This is a genomic window from Prodigiosinella aquatilis (genome assembly GCA_030388725.1).
In the GTDB taxonomy this organism is placed as follows: domain Bacteria; phylum Pseudomonadota; class Gammaproteobacteria; order Enterobacterales; family Enterobacteriaceae; genus Prodigiosinella; species Prodigiosinella aquatilis.
In genome coordinates this window covers 3075408-3098457 of sequence record CP128857.1, presented here as the reverse complement: position 1 = coordinate 3098457, position 23050 = coordinate 3075408, and the positions used below count along the sequence as shown (strand labels likewise).

Here is a 23050-nt window from a genome sequence, read left to right as displayed (position 1 = left end):
TATTAAAGGCGTTTAAGAAGATTCAGTGGGAGTGGTGGTTGGAGTTATCGCCGTCTGACAGCATGCTGCCGGTTGAGTGGGCGTTCCCGTTGATTTCAAGGTTTCCGTTCACCGTGGTGGTGTCAGCGGTCAAATCAATGGTTTTCCCCTTCAGGCTGATACCCACCGCAACTTCGATCACCACATACTCGATACCACCTTTGACCGTCAGCGTATGGGTCTCGCGGTTATAGCTGAACTCTGCGCCATCAGCGTATTTCGTGCCCCGGACGTTTTTGTCGCTGAACGGCGGTTTATCGACTTCTGAGTACACCGCCCCCAGAATGACACCATCCTCGCCGTTAGCATCAAGCAGCACCTCAACCTGCTCCCCCACGTCAGGGAGCCAGTAATCTTTGTTGTTCTGGGTATTGCGCTGCAGCACGTTGAGCCAGTTGGTGCGCAGGTTATCGCACTCAGGCAGACGCACGCGGGCCTGAACCTTGTCGGCATCGACGGCGCTGACCGTACCGACCTGACGGGTGACAACAGACATTACTTATCTCCCTTTATTACCGTTGATGTGGTGCCATCGTAGTTGTAGACGGTGAGCGTCTGAGTCTTGCCGGTCTTTTTACCTTTCGTGGCCTTGCCCTGCGTGACAGGCCCTCGAGCCACCTCCAGTTCTGTAATGTAGCCGCTGTTACGGTCAAACGCATGGCGGGCAGTGGTTATCAGCCATGGCCCTGATAACTGACCAAAACCCACCAGTTCAATTTTGTTGCCCGCTGTCAGCTGTGGCGTGCCCATTAACGTCAGGGAGCCGTTCTGCTGATATTCGTTATGGCTGGCCAGTGCAGAGTCCGCCTTGATTTTTGCGCTATCAGGGTCGCTGACGCGGCTGTTGACCTTCAGTGAGTCGGCGCTGGTGACCTTTGCAAGTTTTACCTGACTGTCACTTTCTCTAATGCCACCGGCAACTTCGTAGGCGATCAACTTTTTACTGCTGCTCTTCTGGTGTTTCACCTTTGCGGACTTGTAGACCCGGTTGATGGTGTCGCGCAGGGAAAAGCGGGCGACATCCTGCGGTTTCAGTTGCTTAACCGGCTCCTGTCCACGAAGCGTGGCCAGATGGGAGAAAATCAGCTGGTCACTGACGACCTTCACCGCATAGCCATACTCACTGGCCAGCCGCCGCAGGAAGCCAACGTCCGTTTCAGCGTACTGCGTTACACGGTCAATTTTGATGGATTCAATGCTGCCAACCAGCTTCAGCTGATGCTTTTTGGCGATACGTCCGGCAATAGCGGCCAGCGTGGTGCTCTCAAAGCCGCGACTGGATTTAGTCCGTAAGGCGTTGTTAACCGATGTGGCCACGCCCCGGATAGCGACAACAGACGCGGGCGAACTCACTTCGATCTCGTCTATCGAGAATGTACCGCAGGACAGCAGTTTCTCGCCCTGATAGCCCATCTTCAGCGTCAGCGTGTCACCCTTGCCCGGATACCACTTATCCAGCCAGCGACCATCGGTGTCGTCCAGCTCCACCTCAATGGTATCGGACTCGCTTTTGATGTTATCGCTGTAGGTCACGCGGGTGACATAAGGTGCGATATCGTTAGTGATGTTCTTCTGCAGGTACCACAGGGTGAACACCGGACTCAGAACGTCGCTGATGCCGGTCAACGCTGAAGCGGCCTGTGTGGTGCTGTTTACCTCAGCCATGGGGCAATATCCTCTTCTGTACTGGCATCGGTAGCCTCGATAACCGGAATCAATAGCAACAACCCGGAGGGCAGCACCGGCGTGATGGCCACATGCGGGTTAGCGGCGATAATTCGGGGATAACCCAGAGGGTCGCCATAGTACTGCCATGCGAGAGCGTCCCAGCGCTCTCCGTCACGGGTGACATGTTCAAGAAACATCACACACTCCTCGCCAGTATTTTGGCTGCCATAGTGCTTAACCCCGGCGACATGCGGGTGAAGGTGGTGCTGGCGGAGTTAAGCTGCCCGGAAACAGCATCCAGCGCCGCAGCGATATTGCTGCCGTCAACGCCATTCAGCGTCCACTGGGCCTGTTGCACATACGTGGCCGCATCACTGGTGGCTCTGGCCAGACTGACGGCATCAGGCATGGATTCTGAGAGCGCATTAAATGCCGGAACGCTTTGACCTAATGCCCCGGACACGTTGCCCAGTCCGCTCATCAGCCCCGGCACGCGGGTCAGCGCGACAGCTGGGTTATCCTTCATTTTCTGTGCGACCCGAACGGCGCTGATGGTGGTCTGGAGAACGGACTGCGCTTGTTTGGCATAATTGACGCCGTCGCGGACGTACTGTGCCACCCCGGAAGGTGAAGGAACGGCACCCGAAACCGCCCCGACGCCGGGAACCTGCGTGCGTATTGCAGGCGGCTGCAGCGGGTTCTTCGGGTCGCCGATATACTCCCGCAGCGATGCAGTGGCGTTGACGGCCAGCACATTGCCGGTGCTGTCGGTCTGTTCGCTGGTCGCGGTCACGTCGGTAATGACGAACCAGCCGCGATAGTCACCATTCCCGAAGACCAGCGCCAGCGCCTGATGGGCTTTCATGGCCGTTCGCAGTCGTGCCAGCTCCACGTCGGGCACACAATAATGCTGATGGAAGACCAGGCTTATCTGGATTTCGTCCAGCTTATCGCCGACGAACTGCAGGCCGGGCTTGCCTTCGATGCGGGCATGTTCGGCATAATCGACGCCGAATGTCGCTTCGAAGCCGTCCCAGTAGGTAATCAGTTCAAACTCAATATCACCCAGTACAGCAAACATTATTCGTACCCCCGACGTTGTTTCTGAGCCATAAGGCGCTCCAGCATTTTCTCCAGTTCATGCAGGCTCATATTCAGTGCGCCGGTAAGCCCGGCAGGTGCGGCAGTCTCTTTGCCATTAAGGTAAAACTGGGGGTTAAAGCTGACCTGAATACCACCAGACGCTCCGCCACCGGCAGCAGCCGCGCCACGACCTGAATAACCCGCTGCCATGATTTCCGGCGACGGAAGCCGGGGAACATCGGGGGTCATTTCTTTAGCGATACGCTGTCCGGGTAAAAGAGATGCGGTGGCGGGAAGCCGGATAGCTGGTAGTGAAGACAGACCGTTAAGCATTGTCCCCAGCTCATTCTTAGCTGAAGACAGCAATCCATCGGCATCGAGTGACGGCAGGTTGAAGCTAAAGCCTGATGTGTTATCGATTATTTTGGGTCCCTGAATACTCTGTGGTATATCGGGGATCAACTCCTCGGCCATCTGCTGTTTAGCGATACGCTGTCCGGGTAAAAGAGATGCGGTGGCGGGAAGCCGGATAGCTGGTAGTGAAGACAGACCGTTAAGCATTGTCCCCAGCTCATTCTTAGCTGAAGACAGCAATCCATCGGCATCGAGTGACGGCAGGTTGAAGCTAAAGCCTGATGTGTTATCGATTATTTTGGGTCCCTGAATACTCTGTGGTATATCGGGGATCAACTCCTCGGCCATCTGCTGACCAGCCAGAGCCGCCAGCGGCGTGGTACGCTGCAGGCCGATAGCGGCCCCCTGGCCAATATTGTCGCCAAAGCCCATAAATACGCGGCTCGGGGAGTGAATACCCAAGGTTTCTTTAAACCAGCCGGAGATCGAATTACCAAAGTTAACGATGGTATCTTTTGCGGCCGCAAGTTTATTGCCGATCCCGTTCACCAGCCCGGCAATCAGGTTGCCGCCGAAGTCAGTAAAGTTTTTCGGCAAGTCGACGCCAAACCAACTCATGACCCCGGCAAAGGCTTTATAGAACAACCCAAGGGGCGACCAGTTCATGATGAGTTTGCCGATGCCAACTATACCGCCGTTAAATGCCGTCTTAATACTGCCCCAGATACCAGAAAACCAACCTGTGACACTGCTCCACGCGGATTTGATGCCACTCCAGGCACTGCTGAAAGCAGATGTTACCTGCGCCCACATTCGTTTAAAGAATGCTGAGATTGGTCCCCAGTAGCGGTAGATCAGATAAGCGGCCATGGCTACGCCAGTGATGATTAGTCCAATGGGATTCATCAGCAGCGCCCGACCTATGAAGAGAACGGCACGACCCGCGAGCATTAGTCCACGAACCAGACCACCACCGAGCACGCGGGCCAGTGTTCCGGCTCCTTTGGCGACCGTGCTGAAGCCGGTCACCAGCCAGCGGAGTTTGCCGCCTTCACCCAGCGCGAGCGATAGCCGCAGCCAGTTGGCCCGCAGGAGCACGGCGTTTTTCCAGACATTGACGAACGGTGAAATAAGAAGATTCAGCCCAAGCTTGAGGCCGATGGTGGCCATCTTGAAAGCAAGTAATGCTCCTACAACCTTTATGGCACCGCTCACGAGTTGGGGGTTTGCCGCTATCCATTTGCCGACACTATCCATTAAAGGAATAAAAGTCTCACTGAGTTGAATTAGTGAAGGGCGCAAAGACTCCCCAATACTTATTGCTGTTTCGTTAAATGCAATCTTCGTTCTGCGCCAATGCCCTTCAAGAGTTGCATTCTGTTTTTCAGCGTCTGTATCTAGTGTGCTCTTCGCTGATGGACTATTCATTTCCTGCTTATTGGAAAGATACTTATCCCAGCCCTGGCGCATTGACAGTAAATGGTTGACGGTCTGAATATCAGTGAATACTTCTGCCAGTCCGAAGGACTCCATCAGCTTCTGCTGACCTTCCTGGTCTCCCGAGTCCTTTGCCGCATTCCACTGTTGTACGAACGCTTTGCCTTTGTCGTCAATGAAGGCGTTGGCAATCATCAACGAGGATTCATACTGCGAAAACCCTTTTGAAACTAAGTTTTGCATGGATTTCTGATAATTAATCCCGGCCTTGGCATATTTCTGAATGGTATCGTTTCGCCCCATCGCCGCCAGCCAGTTGGACATATTGGTAACGGCTTCTTCCGCTGAGCCGCTGCCTTTGCCGACCTCCAGGCTGGAAACGATCTGCATAATCGCTTCTTTGCCTGTAATTCCACGGGCAGCAAAAGCTTTGGCCATACCGGGCAGTGCCTTAGCCATGTCTTTCAGTTCAAACGAGCCGAGTTTTGCACCAGTAGCAGCCATACCAAATGCCTGCTCCAGCTCTTTGGCATCGGTAATTTTGAGGGCGTCGCTGAAGGCATAGGTCATTTTGGCAAGGTCGGTCATATCGGCTTTGGTCGCCGTGGCCGCTTTACCCAGCATCCCTGTGAGCTGAGAAGCCTGATTAGGGGCCATACCATCAGCAACCAGCTGCCCTACACCCTGCAAAAGAGACTCCTGAGTCTGGTTGACTTTAGGAGCAATTTCACGAATTGCTTTGCCAATAGCCTGTTCTTGTTTTGCATCTAAATCGCCGGTGACGCTGATATCACGCAGTTGCGACTCGATTGACGCATATTGTTTGACAGAGGCCATGACCGGCGACCCTAGCGTTCGGGCGATGCCGTAAGTCTCTGCCCCCTGACCATAGAGCGCCATACGGTTGGATTTAAGCGCATCACTGGTGGCCGATACCGCCGACAGACGGCGCTGCTGGCGCTCAATCTGCTCCATTGTGCGACTCACGCGCAGCAGATCGCTGTTGAGGCGTTGCATCCGGGAAGAACCCAGCTGACCATAGCGTTCTGTTGCACGGGTTAAAGCGTTCTGACGCTCCTGAAGGCGGCGTGACGTATTGCCGAGAGAGTCAAGGGCGCGTCGGGTACCGCTGACGGCAGAGCGAAAGCTGCTTCCAACAATGCCGCCAATGATGACGCCGACTGAAAATTCACTGGCCACGGTGGTTATCCTCTGAAAGCAAAAAGACAGGAGGGAAATGATGGGGAACCATAAAGAACAGCCGCGAAGTGCGGCTGCTTAGGGCTGGAGAACTACTGATTGTCGCCGTACTCGCTTTTGATTTGCTCTTCAGCCTGATCCAGCCACATTTCCAGATCGTCAGTATCGAGGGCATCAATCTCCCCTGGCTGAAACCTAAACCACCTCGCCAGCAGCCCCTGCGCCTGCATCAGCGTCTTCGTTGCCCTTGCCCAGCCCAGTGATTTGCTGAAATCGTTTCTGTAGATCCAGATAATCCGCTAAATCCATATTATCCAGGTCTTCAGGAAGCAGACCGGTGCTGCGGGAAATCAGTGGTTCATCCCAGTCATTCGGGTCTTTGTGGACTTTTTTAACCTGCTTGAGGTCTTTAACCGTCAGGCGTTTAAGGGTGAGCTGGGGGATTGATTCACCCGCCGCTGTGGTGAAAGGGTATTTCAGAATAAAGAGTTCAGCTTCAGATTTGGTTTGTGACATGTTCGTGCTCCTGTGTAAGTTCAGAGCAGTATGTCCGGTAAGGAGGGCGACAGATATTAAAGGGGATTAAGAAGAAAGGGGCCGAAGCCCCTGTGATATCAGTGAGTGCGAAACCCCTTGCAGTTGCGCAGGAACGCAATGAGTAGCGCTTTTCCTTCGGCTTTACCGATGCCAGTGAACCAGTGGTCGGGTGGCGTCCAGGCTTCAATCAAATCAGCCAGCTTGCGGGCCTTTGAACGGGTACAGTCAATCGGATCATTGGTTTTGCGGATATTAAAAAGGTTTTCCACCCCCGGAATATCCAGAATGGTGAACCAGGTACCATTCCCCATGCCAATAGAACCGCAGTTCCCGCCTTTGTCCTCAATCTCGACGGTCACCGTCAGCCCCCGATATTGATGCGGTAGTCAGTCAACTGGTCAACGCCGCCGACGCGGAAGATGTTGGCCAGATAGTCCAGCTCCAGCAGTTCTTCACCGTCCAGCACCTGCTTGATGTACGTGCAGGTGAAGCTACTGGAGAACTCAGCATTCTCGTGCTGCTTGAACGTCCCCAGCGGGTTCTTCTTGAACATGATTGTCAGGAAGGTCACCAACGGGATTTCATCAATCAGTCCCTGTGAGCTGTAGCGCTGCACGCTGGAGCGGCACTGCAGGGCCAGCGATTTATACGGGTTAGCAGCAGACAACATGGCGTCGCGATAGAAGCTGTTCCACTTGATCTCGCCTTCCATTTTGTCAAAGCCTGCCGGGAGTTCCACCTTGCCCACCATCCCCAGCGCTTTGTGCTCCTGCATGGTCATGGACACATCAGGGAGTTTGACCTCCTCGGCCCGGCCCAGCAGGTTAGCACCATCCAGGTAGATGTTGGCATTGGTGATGCGGTTGATTTCAATCTTTGCCATCAGCTATTCCCCTTCAGGGTTAACAGGTATTCCGAGGTGATCTCGGTCTCAAACGTCAGTCGCTCCAGCGGCGGTGGCGGCGTGTATTTGTAGCTCAGTAACAGATGACCGGCGGCCAGTTCCGTCTCTTCGTTACGGGCCGGATCGAACCAGCATTTAAAACCCAGCAGCGCACCGTCGCCAATCAGCTTACGACCATAGGCGTTGACCGACTCCGTGAGCGCATCAATCAGCGCCTGGGTAATCGGCATGTCGATGTACTGCTGGCTGAAGTAGCGCAGGGACTCGTTGATCACATCACCGGTGCGGCGCACGTTCTCAAAGTTGCGCATATGGGTCACCGTTGGCCATGCTGCCACACGGTTGCCCCACAGACGCAGGCCGCTGCCGTAGCTGCTGAAGACCGTGGTGATACCCTGTTCGTTAAGCAGGTTCACCTCGCTCTGCGGGTCGTCAATCATTGCCGACAGCTGACGCTCCACGCCGGTGATGCCCATGATTTCCTGGTTGGATGAAGACCACCAGTAACCCTTATCCAGGTCAACTTTGGCACGCAGACCGGCAGCACGCTGGCTCAGTGGTTCCAGTCGTTCGCTGTTGGTGGCCGCGTCATAGACCTTAACGTGTGGATAACAGAGACGGACGCGATCGGAACTGGTGTTGAAGTTGATGGTGCCTTCCGGGCCACGTCCCGTCAGCGCCTGCGCAAAGGTGGTGCCAATTGGCGCGTCGATGTAGGTCACCGCCCCCAGCTTTTCAGCCATGGCAATAAGCTCCACCGAGACGCTGTTCTGGGTGCAGAACACAGGAGCAATCAGGATTTTGGCGAAGTAGCCAAACAGGTTGAAGCTGTCATTAAGCAGCTTCATGCCGGTACGGTTGCCCGCTGCGTTAACAGCACCGATGATATCAGCCGGGGTGACTTTGGTCGGGTCAGCATGGTTATAGCTGGCCGTCGCGGTTGCGCCCGCCGCAATGCTTTTCCCGAGGCTGGTAATCACGCCGCTCTGCGCATCAAGCGAGTAGTCTTCACCCTCGACATAGGGCTGACCATCGCTGGCCGGTTTCAGTACCAGCTGCGCGACCACTGGATTAGCCAGCCGGGCTTTGCCCGTCGCTTTATCGAACGTTACATCTTCATCGGCTACAGCGGTTTTATGCACAGCTGGATCAAGCACGTTAATCACCAGAACAGTGCCTGCGCCATGGTCGTAGATGGCATCCAGCGCCTGCGGAATGGTAAAGCCGGTAAGCTGGTTGCCAAATGCTGCTGCATCTTTCTCAGACAGGCACTGCACCAGCGTATTGACGTCACCCATCGGGGCGGTACCAATCAGACCAATAACAGCGGACTTCACCGTCTTAACCGGGCGGGCACCGTTTTCGACCTCAATGGTTTCGACACCATGCAGATAGTTAGCTGCCATGGGAGTCCTCCGTTTTCACATCGTTGTCGCCGCCGTTCTTGCGCTTTGGTAACTGAGGCGCGGGTGTGCTGGCGGGTTTGGTTTCTTCAGGCACTGGCGTCAAATGCTTCAGCGCCACCAGTACCTTCACATAGTCATGCTCCTCCGGCAGGGTGACGTTCTTCCCTGACCAGAGCAGGATTTCGGTTCCGTCCGACAGCGTGACGCCGCTGGCCGGGCCGGAATAGCGGTATTCTTTCATCACTCGCTTTCCTCATAATTCACTTCGGTTAACAGCGGGCCGGACGGTAAGTCGCTGTCTTCGATAAAGACGCTTTCAGTGGCAAAGTCGAGGGCGTACTGCCACAGCCCCTTGACCTCACCGATAAACACCTCGCGGGTCAGCCAGATACGACGGCGGCAGTTCGGCGGGGTGTAGCCGCCGAGAATGCGGCGCACCACGTCGAGCACATCCACCGCGCCCTGTTTACCGTTGAGCTGGCGGAAGACCACCGTGACGCACAGCTGGATGGTCTGAGGCTGGATCACCGCACCGATATCATTGGGCTTGTCGAAGCGCGACCCGGCATAACTCACCAACAGCGCTCCCTTCGGATGGTTGAGGCGGTATTCCGCTGGTTTTTCCGGGAAGTATTCCACCGCCAGCGTCGGGAGTTTTTCCCTAATGCGGGCGACAACCGCATCAATAACGGGCAGAACGTTCATCAGTATTTCTCCAGTAAGCCATCGCGCCCGCCAAAGGTGGGACGGCGTGCCCGTGCCCGGATTTCACCGGACTCAGGCACATCTTTCTGGGTCGACTGCAGCCCCAGCGTGAGTTTCCCGTCGCGAATGGCCTCCAGTTGCCGTCGTGCTTCCTTGTTATCGTCCTTGACGGTGTCAGGCAGGTCACCTTCAGGACGGCGGACGTACAGACGGTATCGGGTCAACGTGATGGCAATGTCCCGCAGAACGGTCGGCACTTCCGTCAGCGGCAGGGTATAGCGCCCACGCAGGTGGGCATCTATCAGTTCACCGGCGTAGCGGATGCAACTCTCAACCACGGTAGCATTGACCGGAGGCTGCTCATCAAAGCCAACCGACTCGTTAGTCAGCTCAATGAGCGTCCTTTCCGGTACCTGCTCAAGCAAATCCGCCAGGGTGCAGTACATGTCACACCCCGCGCAGGATGCGGATAACGTCGCCTTCTGCCAGCGCCTCATCCAGCGCAATCCCGGCAGAAATACCCGCTGGGGTGTCGCCCGATGCGGCAGTCTGGGGAACTGCGCAGGCGTTGGCATCGGACTGGACATTCTGGCCTTTTGTGACAGCCGCGCCGACTTCGACGGCGACGATACCCAGAACGTTGACCGGGGTTAAATCACCGGCAGCGGCATCAACTTCTGCCACACCGAGTGCCACAGCACCGGCCTGACAGGGGGCATTATCGGCACCGACAAAACGCTGCTGGGTTAGCGCCGCACTGGCCGTAACGGTGGTGGTCAGAATGACCTGCTGAGTGGTACCCATGACGCTCTCCTTATTTCACAATGTTGGTGACGAGATACCCGGCATCACCGCCGACCACGGCGACTTTGTAGATATCGGTATAACGGCAGTACTTCACCTTGCCGCCGACGCCGTCGTATTTGTCCGCCACCGGCATGCCCTTACGACGCAGGGTATAACCGAACGATGGTTCGTTTTCGTCGGCACTGTCGGTGCCCGGCTGGGGTTTACCGACGTAATGCAGCATCAGGTTATCGGCCCAGACATCGGTCGGGGTCTTGTCCTTATTCTGTGCGTCTTTCATCGAGGCCATGGATACCGGCTCACCGATCACCACGTCTTCCAGCTGGAAAAGGTCTTTCAGAATTTCAAGGGTGATGCGTTTGCGCTCGTTGGCTCCGATCGCGGCCTGGATCGCCGGATGGAACTTCAGCAGTGACATGACGCTGGCACCCATGGTCATCAGGTTCGGGCGTAGGCCTGTTTTGTTACGTACAGCCTCGATACCGGCTTCGATGACGGTGATTGGATTACCCTTGCCATCCACCCAGCGTTCAGCGGCAGCCAGTGCTTTAACGGACGATGCCGGGTAGACGTTTTTATCCTGGGCCAGGCGGGCTGCGTACAGTTCACGCTTCAGGTTGACGCCGCTGGTGACGCGACGAATGGCTTTGGCTTCTTCGTTGAACATTGACTCCGCCTGCTCGCGATAGTCCACCGGCGCGGCCAGATCGTGCTCATTAAGAACCAGATCCAGTTTGCCGGTTTTCTCACGTACCAGGACGTTGCTGTCAGCGCCCACGGCACGCTCGGTGTCGTACTCCACAAAAGCCGATTTGCCGAAGGTCGGCACGGTCACGCCTTCCTTGTCGGTCTGGACAATCGGGAAGATGTGCTCACCGATGAACGCGGCATTTTTATAGCCGCGTGCGATGCTGGTCAGCACCGGATCAACGACGCGCTTACCCTTTAAATAATCAGACATGCTCTCTCCTTAATTACAGGCAGCGTGAGACAGCAGCGTCGTAGCTGATGCCTTCTTTTTTCGACAAATCCAGCGCTTTCTGATGCAGCGCCAGACGCTCTGGGTCGGCTTCAGCAAACTCTGCTGAAGACGTTGAAACACCGGTATCCACACGGTCTTTGGTTGCATGCTCGCTAAAGTTCAGCACCGGTGCCGAGCCATCCAGCAATGTCTTGAACGCCGTGGCAAGCGGTGTGCGGGTGTCGCCTTCGGCAAATTCCACCGGCTTATCGCCAGCAGAGACCGCATCCAGAATGGCGACAACAACGGACTTCGCTGCTGGGGCCAGTTGACCGCCGCTTACCAGTTTCTCAGCGTAGGAAACGTTGTCAGCGTGCAGCTTCTCCTGCTGACTCTTCGCATCCAGCTCGGCTCGCTGGGTGGCCTCAGCCTTCAGGCGGGTGTTTTCCGCCTGAAGGGCTTCAATTTCTTCTTTGGTCATCGTGTCGTTCTCTTGTTGAGGGTTAGGGTTTGGTTCGCTGAAGTCCGGCCCGGCCTGCACCGGCTCGCGGTACGCTTCTTCTCGCAGGGAATCAACCTGCCATGACGGAAGTACCTTATCGGTTTCATCCAGCCCGAACTGGCCGATCAGAAAGTCACGCAGCCGTCCCCAGAGAGAGGCATTGGTGATATCGCCCCAGTCGGCAAACTCGACGACGCCTTCTTCTGACTCGCCAAATGACACCTGCTTCAGCCCCTTAATAGAGGGAGGCTGCGCCCCCAGAAAACCGACGTGGCGAAGGTAAAGCGTGCCGGGTTTCGGGTTATTGGGTGAGTCAGGGAGATAGAACGAGGCGGAAACTTTCTTGAAACGCCCGTTGCCTACCAGCTCGGCAAACTGCGGGTCGAGCTGTTCAGGCTCGGCCAGCAGGTCAGCGCCGCTGAGTGACAGGGATTTCACCCAGCCCCACGCCGGGTCTTCCGTTTTAGGGTGACCAATAACGAGCGGCGCTTCATGGACGGACGGGTCATAGGCTTTTACGCAGGCGGCAAGATCGCTTTGCGTGAACGGCAGTTTCGTGCCGTGCATGTCGGTATGAGTACCGGCTTTAAAAATATGAATGGCTGACATTTTGCTGTCCCGCGTGATGTTGTCGGAGACAGTTTGTGGAAAAGCCGCGAAGAGCGCTTTTAATCTGCTTTAGAAAAAATAAGGGGGGATACGACAGAGAGAGGGAAGCAGGAGCGATTAAAGCCGTAAACGAGGGGGCTGTAAACCTTTATAAAGGCTCCGGGGCGGGTAACGCGGTAAATCGCCCGCCCCGGAGGGTTAAAATCAACGACGGGCCGCAGATTCAAGATGACGCACAATCGTATCAAGAATGGGAACGACCACATCTGACTGCAGCTCACCGTCCCCGGTCATCGGCAGGAACGGGCGGGCCGGAAGCTCAACGGACTCATTGCGCCCCGTTTTACCACCGAACTGGTGAATCGGGCCATAAACGACGTTGGTGCCAACCGCTGCCTGCCTGTCGTCATGGTCGGTGGTCACTGACCCCATCAGCCGCCCGGTGAGTTGCAGCGTCTGACCATCACGATCCTGCGCGGCGAGCGACGGCGTCCAGCCCGGACGGCCCTCATCCAGAAAGTTAAACTGCGTTTCCGCCAGCAGGGTTCCGGCGATTTTGCGCATCGCAGGCTCCAGGTCTGTGGCAGCTAAATCCAGCGCCCGCAGACTCCGGCGCAGGGACTCATCGTTAATGGTGATATTGACCAGATTATCGGAAGCCATCGTTATCCTCTCAGTTCCCGCTGTGCCAGCGGTTGTAGCGTGCCCTGATAACGGGCAAGGTCAGGACGGTAAGCCGCACCCGGCGCATAAGACCAGCCGACGTCGGTGGCCACCTTCGTGGTACCGGTGTTGAAGGTGGCGACGTTCTGCATCTCGCCGGTTTTCTCCGACACCAGCTTCAGCTCCCAGCCCATAGCAGAACCTGAATTCACCACCTTCAAACCACGGGCGCGCACATCTGCCGCGCTCAGGGCAATCACCCCACAGCGACAGCGCCAGCCGTTCGGCGGGTAGAACGCCTGCCAGAACGGGTCATCATAACGCAGCACCAGATTGTGAAGCAGCAGATGCGCCTTGCGGGTATGGCTGTCGTTGATGCCGGTATACATCCAGTACGGCCTGTCGTCGACGTTCTCCATCTGTTCGGCCCAGCGCCCGGCGCTGTAGATCACGGACATATTGGTGCGAAAGATGGTGTCGAGACGCCACGGGCTACCCTGCTGGATAGTCACCGGCTCACCCGTTACCGGGTCGGTGGTGTCACGCGGCCCCCACCATCCCTTACGCTGCAGCTCCGGCTCCAGCTCCTTTCTGAACCAGCGGGCGGTCTTCCCCTCGTCCAGCGCTTTCTGCAAGGCGCTTCGGATATCCTCCAGAATATCGAGGCGGGTCACTTTGGCGACGGTAAAAGCTCGGGCATGCGCATCCTGCCACATCTCCTCCCAGTCCCAGGTGATTTTATACCCTTTGGATTTCAGGTAACTGATAGCCCGCTTCGGGGGAAGCGTCATGCAGTACGCCAGCTCAGCCGTGGTCACGCTCATGCAGACGCCCCCAGAGTGTTGAGACAAACAGGATACGGGCCAGCCGCTCCTGCAGGTCATCCGCGTTCATCTGCGGGTACAGTTCGGCCAGCGAACCCAGCAGCGCCGAGGGGTTAACACCGACTTCAACCTGCTTAAACAGCGGTGCCAGCACAGGCTCAAGCACGCCGTTTAACGAGCCACCGTTCATCAGAATATCCAGCGCATCATCCAGCTCCTGCTGAGCCTGAATATCGGCATCAATCGCCTCGGCGAACGACAGCGGCAGTATGTTGTTCTTCTGGCGTTCTGAAGGCGGAGTCTCGTCAATATCACCATCCAGCAGCTGGTACTCGCGTTTGAAGTATTGCGGCGTGAAGACCACACCGGCGCGGCTGAGTTTCTCATCGCGGGTGGCCTGCGTATCGTCGACCGTTCCCTGTTCCCACATCTTCCAGACGGGGCTGGCCACATCGCCAAAGTTCAGCGAGACGGCCTGACGGATAACCTGATTTACCGCGCTCACCACAATCTCGGCGTCGGCATCGCGGATATCACTGGTGACCTCCAGCCCGGCCTGCGCCGAGGCGCGGTTGCTGTTCGCCTCGGTGGTCTGGTTCTGCCCCAGCAGGGCAATAGAGATTTCACTGCGGGCGAGCGTAATCAGATTCTGGTAAATATCGCTGCTGTCGGCTTTGCCTGCGGCCTCTTTGATTTCGATAGAGGAATCATCAGGAATAGCCGCCACGGCGTCCTCGACCATCGCCTCCATCGAGTCCAGCAGCAGGTCAATCTCGCCCTGCGCCGTACCGCGTGGATGCTTACCGATAACCCACGGAGAGCCAAATTTCTCAGCAAAGCGCACCCAGAACTTCATCCCGCCTTTTTTGAAGGTCACGGGCCAGAAGCACATGGACAAATCCGGGAAGCCATACGGGTTGTCGTAGGTCGCATCCTGACGCGGCACCACGAACTTGTTCAGCGGTACGGGTTCGCCCTCCAGCCCGGCGTCTTTAGCCCGGAAGCGCAGCATATTGTCGTTGTCGAACTGGAACCATTCGGGCGGTTTGCCCACGATATCGGTGATGGCCCAGGATTTAACCGAACGGCCCCACATGATTTCGCAGGGCTGGTATCCGTAGAGCACGGCGTCGGTCATCTCGCCGATGATGCGGGAGATATCGAGATCGTCGAGCATGTCGTTAATAAAACTGAACACCCGTTCCGGGGCGTGGCCACGCTCAAGCCCACGCTCCAGCGACTTCACCGCCGCTTTACGCCTGCGAATGCAGCCACCAACCAGCGGGTCGGTACGCAGCTCGCGATAGATGCGAATATCCCGGCCCTGTGATTTGAGAATAGGATCGGGATTGGGCAGGTACATCCCGAGACCGAAGAAGTCGATGGAGCGGCTGCGTGATGCAATCTGTTCCGTAAGCGTCTTATTTGGCTCGGCAAAGCTGACAAATTCATTGGGTGAAACCCAGAGTCCACGCGGCATCAGTAACCCTCCAGCATGCGGGCCGACTGGCGACGACGGCGTGAGCTTGCCTTCACCGGCCCTTTGTTAATTTCACGGCTGGCAAAATACGCCAGCGCCAGCGAGATAGCCGAGTCCCCGTGGCGTTTGCCACTGTCCGACTTCGCTTTTGACCGCTGTTCCGGTACGCGGGGAACGCCGTTAACCACCTGAACGGCCCGCAGGTCATCCAGCGTGTCTTCATCTTTCGGCAAATCAATCAGGTTGCCATCCTCCAGCGCCGCCTTGACCGGCGGCATATGTTCCCGGTACCAGCTCTCGGTAGGCATGACCTGCTTCACCCGGCTGGAGCCGTAGCGCTGCATTGCATACTCCGCCAGATAGGAGCCATTACCTCGGGCATCAAGTGCCGCACCCATCAGGTTTGGTAGACCGTCCATCAGGTACCAGGTGATTTGTTCCTGCTGCTTGAACGGCACATTACGCAGCTCCATCACGAACGGTACGCGGCGTACCAGGTTCTTCTCCTGCAACAGTGGATAGTCCACCGACAGGTCACCGCTGCGGCCAAAGTCCCGCCCTAAAAACGAGCGGGCATCAGCGGGGAGCGCCTCCAGCAGCGGCTTCAGATTCTCATCCAGCCAGTCCTGCGTTTCACTGAAGCGCTCTGCATCGGGCTTCAGCTCGTAGCCCTCCGGGCAGGTCAGCCGCAGCACCGGCGTATCGGGTGACATACGGGACTCAATCAGAGCGCGGGACAGCCAGGCACCGCCGCCGTTGGCCGGGATACAGTCAAGCTCTTCGGATGCGCCGGTGCCGTAGAACTTGTACACCGACGCCATCCACGCCTGTTCAGCGTCCTGCGTCCATTCCTTCCCGGTTCGCAGGCAGACACGGTGAAACAAACCCTGCGCAACGGCTTCTTTGAAGGCAATTCGCTGTACGCTGCCCCCCTGACGCCCGGCACGGATATCGGTGATCTCAATGTTAAATTCATTTTTATCACCATCGTGGGTGGAGATAACGCGCACCTTGCCGCCCCAGATAAGCATCGCCATCGCAGCTTTAAGCAGCTCTTTCAGATTTTCATGGAACGCGGCTTCATCAATGACAATAACGCCCTGGCGGCCACGAAGATTAGACGGGCGACTGGAGAGCGCGACGATACGAAAACTGGAGTCAGGAAACGTGATGGTGTAGGTCTTGATGTGCTTATCGTCTTCGTCCTCTTCCCAGAACCCTTCTTCAATTTCACTGGCGGCATAGTTGAACACCCGCGCCCACATTGCACACGCCTGGATATATTCGATGGTCATATCCTGGTTGTAACCGATGTAATATACATTCATCCCGCCCGCTGCGATGGACGATGCCGCAATCAGCACGTTATCGGACGCTTCTGCCCACGTGATACCGGTACGGCGGCTTTTCTCCATAAACTTGACCGGAGATGGATCAGCAACCCAGCGCTGCTGATAAGGCAGCAGAACAGGTGGCGCGTCATTACCGGAAGTGTCAGGTATTACCGGCGCAAGCTGACTCATGTGGCAATCCCCAGAATTTCACGTCGCAGCGCCTGCACAGCATCAGCAGACAGGCCGCCCTTGCGGGCAATCTTCTCGGCGTTACCCGCCGCCAGCCGGGCGCGGTCACGGACTTCGCTCTGAAATTTCTTCAGGTTGACGGAGGCGCGGGACAGCGTGGCCACGTTTTTGGCGACTTTGGATAACAGCGCCACGCGCTCTTTGGGGTCGACTTCGCCTTCTTCCGCTTCCTGCAGCTGGACGATGCTCTCGAACAGCTCGGTCTGGATCAGGGCGATGACGGCTTCCGAACGCGCATCCTGATCGTCAGCCGCACCTTCGGTCAGCATACGGGCCGCTTCGGTGGCCGCACGGATAGCGCCGTAGCGGCGCTCAATCTTCTGCCCATAGCGATGGATAGCCGATTTGCTGATGACGTACCCCTGCTCACGCAGCAGGGATTCCAGTTCGGAATAGCCGCTGAAGCCGGATTCATTCAGCGCCCGCTCAAGCCAGCGCCGCACGTTTTCCGGCAGCTTATCTATCGTGCTGCGTCTGGCCATCATTCACTCCAGTACTTTTCCGGGCGGGCAATGCCGGGGCCGCATTCAACGGTATATTCCACCAGGTCAACACCGAGGCGGGTCAGATCGGCAAACCAGTCGCCAGAAGGCTTCTTCTCCAGATCAACCATCTTGCGGTCAGCCAGATAGTCAAGCTCCCGACGCAGCTCAAGATGCGTGGTGTCCGGGTAGATGGCGCGGGACACATCCAGCAGCAGCGTTTCGCTGGCGGTATACGGGCGGGTTTTGTTCAGAGCAACCAGCAGACTCCAGCGCAGGGATTCCCGGCGCACGCGGGCGATATCAACCATGGTGACCTCCTGTATGACGGTACTGTTGTACCACTTCCAGTTTGTTGTAGAGTGCGTCCAGCTTGGCCTCGATGACCGTCTGGCCCCGGATGTAATCCTCGCGACGGACGTAGTTGAGGGGCAGTTCAGCCCGGAAGCGCATAAATTCTTTTTCCAGCTCACCCCAGTTGGAGGCGGACTGCTGCAGCGACTGCTCAAGCGAGGCGAATCGCGCCGCCTGACGCTCCTCAGCCTTGCCAAATAACCATTTGGCGATGCCGCCGACAAAACTCATAAAGGTGATGAGAAAGCCCACCACCGTCCAGAATTCAACCTGCAACGTCATTTCTGTAATCCTTCTCGTTCGTCCAGCAGACCGTTTATCTGGCCTCGCCAGACGCGGCACTGTCTGGCGTTGTCGATGATGTTGGCGAGGACGTCACGCTGTGAGACGCCTGAGTTGCGTAGCCCGGCGTCAGGGGCTTCAGGAGGCCGGGGCGCTGTGCCAGCACCGGGGATAGCGGTGGTAGTGCTGCCTGTATGACCGCTGTCGACGGTTGCGTCGTCATATCCGAGGGCTGCGTTGTACTGGCGCACGAAACCGCGAGTAAACACGCACTCAATGGGATGGCTCTTACCTTTTTCATCAATCCAGCGCTGTGTGACATCATCAATTTTCTCTTTCAGTTGTTGGTTCTGGTTTTCAAGCAGCGATACCTGCTCAAGGTAATCGGCCTCTGCCTGATGGCCTGCGGCTACCTGCTCCTGATAGCGTTTTGCCCAGGCCCGCAGCGCGGTGTTCTCCATCTCCGTCTGCTCACGGCGGTACGTATCGAACTGCGACTGCAGCTGACTGAGTGAGGCATTCCCGTCGCGCTCAGCGCTGTCGTGTCCCTTGCTGTAGCCCCAGCGGTAGAGGCCATACACTACGCCCGCAACCGCAAGGGCCAGCAGCATGCCTCGCCACGGCAGTTTTTTTATCAGGCTAGTCCACACAGCTGCCGCCTCCCCAGGTGAGATAGCGCGGGGCCAGTTCGTGCAGGATGCGCTGCGGATAGTGACGGTTCTCCCGCCAGTTGGCAGCGCTGCGCCCGGCATTCACCGTGGCGACATGCTCAAACCAGCGGGTACCGTCCAGCCCGTTCTGCGCGGCCAGACGCTTATCGCGCTGTACCCAGCCCAGTCCACCGTTGTAGCCCGACAGCGTCATGGCCATCCGCTCGCAGCTATTGGCGGCGCTGACGCGCTGCCACAGCCAGCGGTCATAGCTGACCAGCGCCCGGATGGCCCATGCAGGATTAAACGGCTCGCGGCTGTTCAGTCCCGGTACCAGCTGACTAATCCAGTCGGCGGTGGCGGGCATAAACTGTGCCATCCCCTGAGCGCCAACCGGCGATACGGCATCGGGTCGCCAGCCGCTCTCCTGATGCAGCTGCGCGGCGAAATCGGCCACCGGCGCTGACATTCCCCATTCAAGCCGGGCATTACGGATCACATCGGCGCGGTACTGCAGGGCCGCCTGTGGAGGCTGTGCCGCTCTGGCCTGGCTGAAGAAACCACCGCACCAGAGCAGCCAGGCGATCACCAGGTTGCCAGCAAGCTGCCACCAGAAGCTATGCCTGTCGTTGCGTGGTTCGCCATGCTTGATGGCGGTCACGCCCAGACCAAAGGCCAGCAGGATGATGAGTGTGATTTGAGGCCAGCTCATGGTTACAGCCCCGTCGCCACGGCCAGACAGACCGCTGCAACAATCAGCGCACGGCGGATCAATGCGGCAGAAAAGACCAGGTGGAGACCGGTCTGTACCGGGTAACGGCCAGACGCCATCAGCGTTTCATCATGTTTCAGGTACTGGCCGGGGCGGGCTTTGGGGAACAACGAACGATCGAGCCAGTAGCCGAGTACCGCGGCGAGCGTGATGAGCGACAGCTTGTAGACCACCACCGGCAGCTGCTGCGGCGATACCAGACCGATGGTACCGAGCAGCAGCACAGCGGTCAGCAGCCAGCCGCTGAGTCGGGGCTTTTTAACGGTGGGAATAATTTTCTTCAGGTTTTTCATGGTGCGTCTCCTTGTTGTGTGGGAGACAGCATCACAAATGTCGGGGGAAATGGATTTTAAACAGCGTTAATAGTGAAGCGATGGGGCAAAACGCATGATTACTTTGAAAGAACGACAAGCCGGGCGCACCAATACCTGACTAGCCAAAAAACACAGATATTTTTCTGAAGGGGAAACGTATGACTTCGGCAACGGCTAAATCAAGCTCACTCTGCCTGATGGGGATCACCTGCGATGAGTATGAAACTGCGGCAAAAATTTACACCCTCAGCGTCAATGCTGACAATCTTGCAGAGGCAATAAGAGAGATGCAAACCGCGCTTGAGCAGGTGGAGAAAACGCCACGAATGCTCCCTGAAAATAAGCTGAATGGAATGCTTATCGGCCAGATAAAACTGACAATTAGCCACAACCCAAAAAGGAGGCAAATTAGCTGATAGCTTTTATATTACTCACTCCGATATCTGACGACCAATCAATATAGGCAGAGGAATCAGCAGTTCCCAGAACGGCTTTTCTTCTTCCTTACCTTCCCTGACTGGGGCAGGTTCTCCAGACCAGTAAAGGTATGCCCGGCGATACAATTCAAGCACCGGGCAATCATCACTTAGCAACCTCATATCGCCACAATGAACAGCCTCGTCGGTGAATACTTCATAGATAGGTGCAGTTCTGATCTCGTCTTCCTCACGCTCATCAGCCAGCTGCTCTCTGAATTCTTTAACTTCGCTGATGTGCTGACAGGCAAATAACGACTGGTAGCGGGATGGTTTCTCCGGGAAATGGCTACGGCGAACCAGCTCAAATACCAGGCCAATTAATAATGCCTGACCATCACCGTTCTTTTCATCCATAAGCGGACCGGGATTATAAAGGTAATTGTGGCCATGCTTTGACAGCCCATCTGGGTACATCTGAGTGAGGAAAGTTGCCAGCTCTTGCTTTTTAGGTTCGTAGTTTCCCTGAATAATCTCGCAAAACGGGCGTAAGCCATTTGCAGAATCAGCCGTGTAATACTTTGCCATACCAGAAAATACCCTTCCTGAATTTAGTGCAGCAGCTCTGACCCTGCATCCATTAAACCGCATTAATAGCATACGGGTATCCCTAAGCCCCATCCTGACAGTGAAAGAACGACCAGCCCGGTGCGTCCACACCGGACTGGCCATCAACCCACAGATATGCGCTGTGAGCCAACCGAGGTTCAGTCAGTCTCGCGAGACCGGACTAGCCTGCCATATTTTCACTGACTGTAAAAGGCTTACGGATAATGAAAGAACAATCTTTGCCCATCGTTCCATGGATCGGCGGTAAACGCCGTCTGGCCAAACATATTTTGCCGCTTTTCCCAGCTCATACCTGTTATGTAGAGCCATTCAGCGGTGCAGCTGCTCTGTATTTTCTCAAGACCCCCAGCAAGACCGAAGTAATCAACGATATCAATGGGGAACTCGTGAACTTATACCGGGTAGTGAAACACCATCTGGAAGAGTTTGTCCGGCAGTTTAAATGGGCGCTGGTGAGTCGCCAGATCTACAAATGGTTGCAGGATACGCCAGAAGAAACACTGACTGATATACAGCGTGCGGCCCGGTTCTACTACCTTCAGAAACAGGCGTTTGGAGGCAAGGTCGCCGATCACACGTTCGGAACTTCCACCACAAGTGCGCCGCGCTTTAACCTCCTGCGCATCGAAGAAGAACTGTCGATGGCACACCTGCGCCTGTCCAGAACGCTGATAGAGCATCTGGACTGGCACCAGTGCATAGAGCGTTATGATCGCCCGCATACGCTGTTCTACTGTGATCCACCGTACTGGGGAACAGAGGGCTATGGCGTGGATTTTCCAATAGGGAACTATATCCACATGTCGGAACTGGCGCGGAGTATCAAAGGGAAAATGATTATATCGGTGAACGATATCCCAGAGATGAGGCAGGCTTTCAAAGGCCTCAACATCCAGACCGTTTGCATCAACTACAGCCTGTCGGGTAAGTCATCACCGCGCCAGGAACTTGTGATATGCAATTTCTGAAAGGAGAAACACATGAGTTCAGCAACTAATAAACCCAAACACTCATACTTAATGGGAATAACCTGCGATGAGTATGAAACTGCAGCAAAAATCTACACACTTAGCGTCAATGCCGACAATCTGGCAGAGGCAATAAGAGAGATGCAGGCCGCGCTTGAGCAGGTGGAGAAAACGCCACGAATGCTCCCTGAAAATAAGCTGAAAGGAATACTCATTGGAGAAATAAGACTGACCATCAGCGCCAATCCCAATAGCCATGCGAACTTGCTATCAGGCTCCTGTTGTTGATGAGCAGTGACACCGTTAATGCGTAAAAAATGATACTCAAGCGCGGGTTTAAATCGCCCTTACTTCTATTAGAACTGGAAGTGTTTTTAAGCACTTTCCTAAAAAAAGAAGTGAATCACTGCCCAGACAACTAAGGTGATGACGACCAAGCCAACCGCAAGCTCAAGCTTATCTTTAGATGTCATCTTGGCTACAGTAACAGAAGGGGATAAATCTGGTTCTTTAGTCGATGGATTTTCAGCTGGAGCATCCAAATTTTGAACCTGGACCTTATCGGTTACAGGCAAATTATTTGCGTTATCGAAAGCGATTGACTGCAGCTTTACAAAGGTTTTTGCATCCGTTTTAGCTAGAAGATGCCTATTTCCCGTGAATGCCGCTTTAAATGTTATGGTCTTCTTTATCTTATCTGCTGCGCCAAGCAAGCCTCCAATGACCAAACCCGCGCCACCAAATATTAGCCCACCAAGAATACCTGTGCCTGCGGCCTTACCTATGCGGCTTTCCACCTCACTGCCTGCAATTTCAATTGATAGCAGCTCTTCCTTCGGGTTCAGCACAATAGCATCAGGGAAGCCTTGTTTAGGTTTTTTACCGAAGACAATAGTGCCAAAGCCAAAACTTGCCCATCCCTTGGGGAAATTTCCTGCAATAACCTGAATACCCGCCATGTTGGTCTCCTTTTTCTTATACATCCAGCTTATTCTGCATTAAAGATTCAGAGCATATCATGATGCTGTTTTCGTTTTTTTGCTCACCTTTCCCTGTTCCGCCAACGCAAAGGCTGTACGCTCTAAAGCCTTTTTGTCTGAATCATTTAAGTGCTCATAGTTATCCAACAACGCCGCCTGCCGGGTTGTTAAGGAAGGTCTCTCTACAATAGACCCTGGAGCACACTGACCAGTAAGTATGTAAGTAACATCTATGCCCGCTGCATCCAAAAGAGCCAATTTATCTAAGGGCGTATTGCCCTTTTCCATCCAGTTGTAAATCGTCGCACGAGATATGCCCGTTAACTTAGCAACAGTTTGAGGGCCGACGCGTTTTAATTCCTCAACTAGACGATCGTGAAGTTCTTCTAAAATAATGGACATACACCTTGCTCTGTCTAATTTTTTAGACAATAATCTAA

Annotated in this window: 32 protein-coding genes; 3 read left to right on the top strand and 29 right to left on the bottom strand. The window is 55.6% G+C overall.

The genetic code is table 11. From position 1 onward, the window contains the following. Positions 1 to 22: 22 nt before the first annotated feature. The 26 genes from PCO85_14435 to PCO85_14310 all read right to left on the bottom strand — a co-directional run bounded on the left by PCO85_14435 (position 23) and on the right by PCO85_14310 (position 19595). Positions 23 to 535, bottom strand: a complete 513-nt coding sequence (locus tag PCO85_14435; GenBank protein WJV52429.1) for a phage baseplate assembly protein V — start codon at positions 533 to 535, stop codon at positions 23 to 25. Further along, a complete protein-coding gene (locus tag PCO85_14430) occupies positions 535 to 1704 on the bottom strand; it encodes a contractile injection system protein, VgrG/Pvc8 family (protein ID WJV52428.1) in 1170 nt (389 codons plus the stop codon). The genes PCO85_14435 and PCO85_14430 overlap by 1 nt, the downstream gene beginning before the upstream one ends. Further along, positions 1692 to 1904: a tail protein X gene (locus tag PCO85_14425; GenBank protein WJV52427.1), complete on the bottom strand. Its 213-nt coding sequence runs from the start codon at positions 1902 to 1904 to the stop codon at positions 1692 to 1694. The genes PCO85_14430 and PCO85_14425 overlap by 13 nt, the downstream gene beginning before the upstream one ends. After that, a complete protein-coding gene (locus PCO85_14420; GenBank protein WJV52426.1) occupies positions 1904 to 2788 on the bottom strand; it encodes a phage tail protein in 885 nt (294 codons plus the stop codon). The genes PCO85_14425 and PCO85_14420 overlap by 1 nt, the downstream gene beginning before the upstream one ends. Next, entirely contained in the window at positions 2788 to 5781 is a 2994-nt protein-coding gene (locus tag PCO85_14415) for a phage tail tape measure protein (GenBank protein WJV52425.1), read from the bottom strand. Before PCO85_14415 ends, PCO85_14420 begins: the two co-directional genes overlap by 1 nt. A gap of 92 nt (positions 5782 to 5873) precedes the next feature. Further along, complete coding sequence (locus PCO85_14410; protein ID WJV52424.1) at positions 5874 to 6011, bottom strand: GpE family phage tail protein; 138 nt, start codon at positions 6009 to 6011, stop codon at positions 5874 to 5876. Next, a complete protein-coding gene (locus PCO85_14405; GenBank protein ID WJV52423.1) occupies positions 5977 to 6297 on the bottom strand; it encodes a phage tail assembly protein in 321 nt (106 codons plus the stop codon). The genes PCO85_14410 and PCO85_14405 overlap by 35 nt, the downstream gene beginning before the upstream one ends. 98 nt (positions 6298 to 6395) lie before the next feature. Then, positions 6396 to 6677: a hypothetical protein gene (locus tag PCO85_14400; protein ID WJV52422.1), complete on the bottom strand. Its 282-nt coding sequence runs from the start codon at positions 6675 to 6677 to the stop codon at positions 6396 to 6398. Between the two features lie 2 nt (positions 6678 to 6679). Beyond that, positions 6680 to 7204, bottom strand: a complete 525-nt coding sequence (locus PCO85_14395) for a phage major tail tube protein (GenBank protein WJV56092.1) — start codon at positions 7202 to 7204, stop codon at positions 6680 to 6682. Next, a complete protein-coding gene (locus PCO85_14390; protein ID WJV52421.1) occupies positions 7201 to 8628 on the bottom strand; it encodes a phage tail sheath subtilisin-like domain-containing protein in 1428 nt (475 codons plus the stop codon). The genes PCO85_14395 and PCO85_14390 overlap by 4 nt, the downstream gene beginning before the upstream one ends. Then, positions 8618 to 8869 carry a hypothetical protein gene (locus PCO85_14385; GenBank protein WJV52420.1) on the bottom strand — a complete coding sequence of 84 codons (252 nt, stop codon included), beginning with the start codon at positions 8867 to 8869 and terminating at the stop codon, positions 8618 to 8620. Before PCO85_14385 ends, PCO85_14390 begins: the two co-directional genes overlap by 11 nt. After that, positions 8869 to 9333 (bottom strand): Gp37 family protein, encoded by a 465-nt coding sequence (locus PCO85_14380; protein WJV52419.1) that lies wholly within the window; start codon positions 9331 to 9333, stop codon positions 8869 to 8871. The genes PCO85_14385 and PCO85_14380 overlap by 1 nt, the downstream gene beginning before the upstream one ends. Then, positions 9333 to 9779 carry a DUF1320 domain-containing protein gene (locus PCO85_14375; protein WJV52418.1) on the bottom strand — a complete coding sequence of 149 codons (447 nt, stop codon included), beginning with the start codon at positions 9777 to 9779 and terminating at the stop codon, positions 9333 to 9335. The genes PCO85_14380 and PCO85_14375 overlap by 1 nt, the downstream gene beginning before the upstream one ends. 1 nt (position 9780) lies before the next feature. Next, the gene (locus PCO85_14370) at positions 9781 to 10137 is read right to left on the bottom strand and encodes a DUF2190 family protein (protein ID WJV52417.1); all 357 of its coding nucleotides are present in this window, start codon (positions 10135 to 10137) and stop codon (positions 9781 to 9783) included. 10 nt (positions 10138 to 10147) lie between these two features. Then, the gene (locus PCO85_14365; protein ID WJV52416.1) at positions 10148 to 11101 is read right to left on the bottom strand and encodes a hypothetical protein; all 954 of its coding nucleotides are present in this window, start codon (positions 11099 to 11101) and stop codon (positions 10148 to 10150) included. 13 nt (positions 11102 to 11114) lie between these two features. Next, the gene (locus tag PCO85_14360) at positions 11115 to 12212 is read right to left on the bottom strand and encodes a peptidase (GenBank protein ID WJV52415.1); all 1098 of its coding nucleotides are present in this window, start codon (positions 12210 to 12212) and stop codon (positions 11115 to 11117) included. A 204-nt stretch (positions 12213 to 12416) separates the two neighbouring features. Beyond that, positions 12417 to 12875: a phage virion morphogenesis protein gene (locus PCO85_14355; GenBank protein WJV52414.1), complete on the bottom strand. Its 459-nt coding sequence runs from the start codon at positions 12873 to 12875 to the stop codon at positions 12417 to 12419. Positions 12876 to 12877: 2 nt separating this feature from the next. After that, positions 12878 to 13699 (bottom strand): phage minor head protein, encoded by an 822-nt coding sequence (locus PCO85_14350; GenBank protein ID WJV52413.1) that lies wholly within the window; start codon positions 13697 to 13699, stop codon positions 12878 to 12880. Then, entirely contained in the window at positions 13680 to 15179 is a 1500-nt protein-coding gene (locus tag PCO85_14345; protein WJV52412.1) for a DUF935 domain-containing protein, read from the bottom strand. Before PCO85_14345 ends, PCO85_14350 begins: the two co-directional genes overlap by 20 nt. After that, a complete protein-coding gene (locus PCO85_14340; GenBank protein ID WJV52411.1) occupies positions 15179 to 16702 on the bottom strand; it encodes a hypothetical protein in 1524 nt (507 codons plus the stop codon). Before PCO85_14340 ends, PCO85_14345 begins: the two co-directional genes overlap by 1 nt. Continuing rightward, a complete protein-coding gene (locus PCO85_14335; protein ID WJV56091.1) occupies positions 16699 to 17244 on the bottom strand; it encodes a DUF3486 family protein in 546 nt (181 codons plus the stop codon). The genes PCO85_14340 and PCO85_14335 overlap by 4 nt, the downstream gene beginning before the upstream one ends. Beyond that, entirely contained in the window at positions 17244 to 17555 is a 312-nt protein-coding gene (locus tag PCO85_14330; protein WJV52410.1) for a hypothetical protein, read from the bottom strand. The genes PCO85_14335 and PCO85_14330 overlap by 1 nt, the downstream gene beginning before the upstream one ends. Continuing rightward, complete coding sequence (locus PCO85_14325; GenBank protein ID WJV52409.1) at positions 17548 to 17880, bottom strand: hypothetical protein; 333 nt, start codon at positions 17878 to 17880, stop codon at positions 17548 to 17550. The genes PCO85_14330 and PCO85_14325 overlap by 8 nt, the downstream gene beginning before the upstream one ends. Next, positions 17877 to 18530 carry a hypothetical protein gene (locus PCO85_14320; protein ID WJV52408.1) on the bottom strand — a complete coding sequence of 218 codons (654 nt, stop codon included), beginning with the start codon at positions 18528 to 18530 and terminating at the stop codon, positions 17877 to 17879. The genes PCO85_14325 and PCO85_14320 overlap by 4 nt, the downstream gene beginning before the upstream one ends. Beyond that, on the bottom strand, positions 18520 to 19242 hold the full coding sequence (locus PCO85_14315; GenBank protein ID WJV52407.1) for a transglycosylase SLT domain-containing protein: 723 nt from the start codon (positions 19240 to 19242) through the stop codon (positions 18520 to 18522). Before PCO85_14315 ends, PCO85_14320 begins: the two co-directional genes overlap by 11 nt. Before the next feature lie 2 nt (positions 19243 to 19244). Further along, positions 19245 to 19595, bottom strand: a complete 351-nt coding sequence (locus PCO85_14310; GenBank protein WJV52406.1) for a putative holin — start codon at positions 19593 to 19595, stop codon at positions 19245 to 19247. A 179-nt stretch (positions 19596 to 19774) separates the two neighbouring features. Here PCO85_14310 and PCO85_14305 point away from each other — a divergent pair, with 179 nt between their 5' ends. Next, positions 19775 to 20032 carry a hypothetical protein gene (locus PCO85_14305; protein ID WJV52405.1) on the top strand — a complete coding sequence of 86 codons (258 nt, stop codon included), beginning with the start codon at positions 19775 to 19777 and terminating at the stop codon, positions 20030 to 20032. 15 nt (positions 20033 to 20047) lie between these two features. Here PCO85_14305 and PCO85_14300 read toward each other — a convergent pair whose 3' ends face one another. Beyond that, the gene (locus tag PCO85_14300; GenBank protein ID WJV52404.1) at positions 20048 to 20620 is read right to left on the bottom strand and encodes a DUF2441 domain-containing protein; all 573 of its coding nucleotides are present in this window, start codon (positions 20618 to 20620) and stop codon (positions 20048 to 20050) included. 245 nt (positions 20621 to 20865) lie between these two features. Between PCO85_14300 and PCO85_14295 the strand changes: the two genes are divergently transcribed. Continuing rightward, entirely contained in the window at positions 20866 to 21630 is a 765-nt protein-coding gene (locus PCO85_14295; GenBank protein WJV52403.1) for a DNA adenine methylase, read from the top strand. 12 nt (positions 21631 to 21642) lie between these two features. After that, complete coding sequence (locus PCO85_14290; GenBank protein ID WJV52402.1) at positions 21643 to 21918, top strand: hypothetical protein; 276 nt, start codon at positions 21643 to 21645, stop codon at positions 21916 to 21918. Positions 21919 to 22016: 98 nt separating this feature from the next. On the opposite strand, the gene PCO85_14285 is transcribed toward PCO85_14290, so the two are convergent. Together PCO85_14285 and PCO85_14280 are read right to left on the bottom strand one after the other, a co-directional pair. Continuing rightward, positions 22017 to 22589: a hypothetical protein gene (locus tag PCO85_14285; GenBank protein WJV52401.1), complete on the bottom strand. Its 573-nt coding sequence runs from the start codon at positions 22587 to 22589 to the stop codon at positions 22017 to 22019. Between the two features lie 57 nt (positions 22590 to 22646). Then, positions 22647 to 23012 carry an AlpA family phage regulatory protein gene (locus PCO85_14280; GenBank protein ID WJV52400.1) on the bottom strand — a complete coding sequence of 122 codons (366 nt, stop codon included), beginning with the start codon at positions 23010 to 23012 and terminating at the stop codon, positions 22647 to 22649. Between the last annotated feature and the right edge of the window lie 38 nt (positions 23013 to 23050).